Genomic DNA, 4,253 nt, shown 5'->3' on the forward strand with positions numbered 1-4,253 from the left:
CCGCCTTAGTACGGCGGTTTTTGTAATGCGGGCACGGCCGCCGGAGCCCTTGATTTTCAAGGGCCGGGCGGTCTTTTTTGGATGACTGGCAGAAACTGTGTGTAATGTTTTTGTAATGCCTGGAAGCCTTGATATTCCTGGGCTGAAGGGCTTTTAAAGTGCCTTACAAAAAATATTTGCAGCGCGTTGATGAATGCAGTATCAAAAAATTCGGGTAGAGAAAGGATGCAGTAAAAATGGATGAAAAAGAAATTAGCCGCTACATTCAACTTCACAAAAATAAGGATGTCAGAGTAATAGGTTATCCTGATGACAAAGTATCGCATAGAAGAATTGTCGAATTTGACAGTATTCCGGAAGAAATCAGGGAAAGGTACGGGTTAAGGCCGGGTATGGTGGTAAACGGTGCGCTGCTGGCCGAATCTGTACCAGGAGGGAAAACAAAATGAAACTGGCGGAAGCCCTGCTCGAACGGAAGCGCATCAAGGACGAGATCCAGGTCCTGCGCGTGCGGGCCGTTGCGGGTGCCCGGATGCAGGAAGGCGACAGGCCGCCGGAAGACCCGGCGGAACTGGGGGAACGGGTTATGGGTCTGGCCGACCGGCTGGAAGAGCTGACGGCGGCCATCAACCGCACCAACATGGCGGCGAAGCTGCCGGACGGCCGCACGCTGGGCGTCATCCCCGGACCCGGGGGCAATCCGGGCCGCGTTACGGTCTGCCGAGAGGCCGGTTCAATTGGGAAGGCGTAAAGAGTACAGGGCACGTGCGTATTGGGTACCGGGCAAAGCGTACCACCAGGCGCTGGCGGCAATCCCGGCGAGGGCGGGAGAGAGAGGGAATATCGTCCCTGCAGTCCCCTGCTGGACTGCAGGCAGTATATCGTCCCGGGGGTCGGGTGACCGACCTCCGGTTTGTTTTTTTAAAGAGTTCTATGGAGGTGATTTTTGTGGAAGAAGTCTTTTTCGGACAGATCATTTCCTCACCGCGCAAGCTGAACAGCTCGCGCAAGGGCGACGAAGCGTGGGGGAAGATCCTGGTGACGCGCGGCAGGTACGCCAACCAGGTCCTCACGTTCACGTGTCCTTTTGAACTGTTGTGGTTCATGCGGGTTATCAGCACGCTTGTAGTCGCCAGGGGTGAGATCGGTGTCCGGAGGGGTGGGACAGTCCTGTTTATCTGCGACCTGAAGGACGCCGGCGTGCAGGCTGGCTACGAAGACCTTGCGGCGGTAGCGGAGCTCTACGGACTGGCTTTTACGAAAGAAGAGTACGACCGGTGTCTGGGAGTGCTGGGAGTTAAGAACCCGTACGATGCGAAGCAGAAGCTGGCAGACGACGTTTTATTTGAAGGGTTTGCTCATGAAGTAGGGAACGAGCTGGCTGAAAAGTTCAGGGAGCTGGTAGAGCGCGTGGCAGGTGGGGGCGATGTCAACCGGCTGGCGGAGCTGTTCGACGCTGCCCGGACGGGGCTGGACGCATCGAAGGCCGTCCATGCGTACAGGTCGCTGCGCCGGAGGGCCGCCGCGTCCGGGACGACGGTCTTCGATCTGGTGAAGGAGAAGCCCTGGGTACTGGCCCAGGTATTCAACTTCAAAGAAGGGCTGATGGCGGCGGACGCGATAGCTTCACACCTGGGAATTAAGGACAGGGTCCTCCAGGCGGCAGGATATATTACGGCATTTCTTATGGAGCAGTGCAGACAGGGGCACTGTTTTGTCTGGATGAGCGGGGTGGAAGGGTTCCCGAGCCTCTGGGTTCGCATGCTCAAACACGGTTTCACTTGCGAAGAGATACGAAAGGCAGTAGACATGCTGAAAGACAGGCAGTTTGCGTCGCGCTTCGGCGGGATATGTCTGGACAGCAAAGAGATGTGCGTCCTTTTAAAGGAAGACTTCGGGGTTGACATCAACAGTTTCGCGGGGAAAAACGGTAAGGAAGGGAACGGTAGAGAGAAGAAGCCGTGCGCGGTATACCTGCGCGGGGTATTTTTCTGCGAGTTGCACTCGGCGCAACGGACGGCCCGTGCGGTGGTGACGCCGGGCGTGGACGTGGACGGGGACCTGCTGGAGAGGGAGATGGCGCGGTTCGCGGCGGTAGAAGGGATTTCTTTGGACCCCGAACAGCTGGCACTGGCCCGCGCGGTGGCGGAGAACAAGATAACTGTCCTGACCGGGTATGCAGGTTCCGGAAAGACGGCGGCGCTGAAGGCGCTGGTGAACGCCTGGGCGTACCTGCGGGGGGAAGTCCCGGACGTGCTGGCGCCCACGGCGCTGGCGGCCTACCGCGCGGCGGAAGGTACCGTGAGTGAAGAGTACGCGGCTACCGTGCACCGGTATTCCAGGTTTTTCGCGGATGAGTCCGACCTGGCGGTGGAAGTGCCACACGGGAGTTTTCCCGATACGTTCGGCACTTCCGGGCTGGTGGTGGTGGACGAGAGCTCCATGATAACGCCGGTGCTGCTGGACAAGCTGACGCATGCGTGCGAGCGCGGCTGCGATCTGAGGAACAGGTTTGTGTTTGCGGGCGACCCGGGCCAGCTGGGGCCCGTGGGTCCCGGGGGGATTTTCCCGGGCCTGATCAGGCTTGGGGACGAGGGGTACAGCGGCATAGCGCGCGTGCACCTGGAGAGGAACCACCGCAGCGGGGATCTCGTGGTAGCAAACGCGCTGCGGATACGTTCCGGGCAGGAGATAAAGCCCGAGCACACGAAACCGGGCGTGTTCGACATCCTCTACGCTGATAATGAGGACGGGATAATAAGCCTGGTCGTGCACAGGGTGAGGGAGCTGGTCTCGGGCGGGGTCCCGCTGGAGCACGTGATGGTGCTCGCGCCGACGCGGAGCAGGAGCGCGGGGACGAGCAAACTGAACGCTGCGCTGCAGGCCGCGTTCGGCTCCGGGGAGAAAATACCGGAATGCGGGTTCTGCGTGGGGGACCCGGTGGTGGCCGTGAGGAACGACTATCAGAGGTCGTCGAGCGGGGTACCCGGCTGGCTGCGCGGGATCCGGGTAAAGGAGCGGCCGGACATATACAATGGGATGACGGGCGTCGTGAGGAGGGTGGTCATGAACGGCGAGACGTTCGTGGAAGTGGTATTTACGCGCGGCAGGAAGTCCGTGAAGGCATACTACCGCCCGAGAGAGATGGACTTTTACCTGGAGAGGGCGTACAGCATGACGGTGCACAAGGCGCAGGGAGGCCAGGCGCTGCACGTCGTGCTGGCGCTGGGGACGTCCCTGAACCGGCGGGATCTTATTTATACTGCCGTAACCAGGTGCATGGCCGGCGGCAGTGTGACCATTGTGACGCTGCCGGGGTTTGAAAAGGCCCCGTACGCAGCAGTCGCGGGGACGGCGAACGGCGAGGATAGTACAGTGCCCGGCGAGTTTGAAGAGGTCCCTCCGGTGCGGGTGCTGAGTAAGTTCCGGCTGCGCGTGAAGGGCGAGCTGGTCAATATATTAGCTGACGCGGCGCGGCGGGAGCTTTTCAGCGGTGGTTACGAAAGCGACGAGTTCTAGGGCTGTCGTCGGTTTCCGGTGGTTTTTGCGCTGCCGGGGGCCGACGACATTTTTTTGTCTGCAGTAAGAGGTGAGTGCTGGAGGTACGTGGGGTGGTCGGCGGGTTTAGTTGCTACCTTCGAGGGATTGAAACAACGCTACATCGAAGAATGCCAGGACGAGTAGGAGGGTTTAGTTGCTACCTTCGAGGGATTGAAACTTGCGCCAGGGGTACAAAGAAGAAGGAAGTGTCAGTGTTTAGTTGCTACCTTCGAGGGATTGAAACTCGTAAGTTCCATATCACTCCACCAACCTCAAAGCGTTTAGTTGCTACCTTCGAGGGATTGAAACTTGGTATTGAAAAATTAGGGGGTTGTGCGGGACGGTTGTTTAGTTGCTACCTTCGAGGGATTGAAACACTCTCCTTTATGATAAGCGTTCCAGGTCGGACCAGTTTAGTTGCTACCTTCGAGGGATTGAAACAGTGTTACTGGCGTCCACGGCGGTCCTGTAGGCGTGTTTAGTTGCTACCTTCGAGGGATTGAAACCTGGCCAGGCACCACGCCGAGCTGGTGAAGGAAAAGGGTTTAGTTGCTACCTTCGAGGGATTGAAATAAGTTCTCGCCGTTTGGTGAAATACCAATTAGCTTAGTTTAGTTGCTACCTTCGAGGGATTGAAACAGACTGGAACAGTGTCTTGGAACTGATCAGAGCATAGTTTAGTTGCTACCTTCGAGGGATTGAAACACGTAGTC

3 protein-coding genes and 1 CRISPR repeat array are annotated in these 4,253 nt (G+C 58.1%); all 3 genes read left to right on the forward strand.

From position 1 onward, the window contains the following. Positions 1 to 236 precede the first annotated feature (236 nt). Genes ACPLUI_RS11745 through ACPLUI_RS11755 form a run of 3 tightly spaced genes read left to right on the forward strand, consistent with a single transcriptional unit; the run spans position 237 to position 3,519 of the window. Positions 237 to 449, forward strand: coding sequence for a hypothetical protein (locus ACPLUI_RS11745; RefSeq protein ID WP_424660448.1), 213 nt, complete (start codon positions 237 to 239; stop codon positions 447 to 449). Further along, positions 446 to 751 carry a DIP1984 family protein gene (locus ACPLUI_RS11750; RefSeq protein ID WP_424660449.1) on the forward strand — a complete coding sequence of 102 codons (306 nt, stop codon included), beginning with the start codon at positions 446 to 448 and terminating at the stop codon, positions 749 to 751. The genes ACPLUI_RS11745 and ACPLUI_RS11750 overlap by 4 nt, the downstream gene beginning before the upstream one ends. A 14-nt stretch (positions 752 to 765) precedes the next feature. Further along, positions 766 to 3,519 carry an AAA family ATPase gene (locus tag ACPLUI_RS11755; RefSeq protein WP_424660450.1) on the forward strand — a complete coding sequence of 918 codons (2,754 nt, stop codon included), beginning with the start codon at positions 766 to 768 and terminating at the stop codon, positions 3,517 to 3,519. Between the two features lie 103 nt (positions 3,520 to 3,622). Further along, a CRISPR array of direct repeats spans positions 3,623 to 4,244; the repeat unit is 29 nt; unit sequence GTTTAGTTGCTACCTTCGAGGGATTGAAA. The last annotated feature ends 9 nt before the right edge of the window (positions 4,245 to 4,253 follow it).

Origin of the sequence: Desulfofundulus sp., from assembly GCF_049701015.1 — a bacterium.
Classification (GTDB): Bacteria; Bacillota; Desulfotomaculia; order Desulfotomaculales; family Desulfovirgulaceae; genus Desulfofundulus.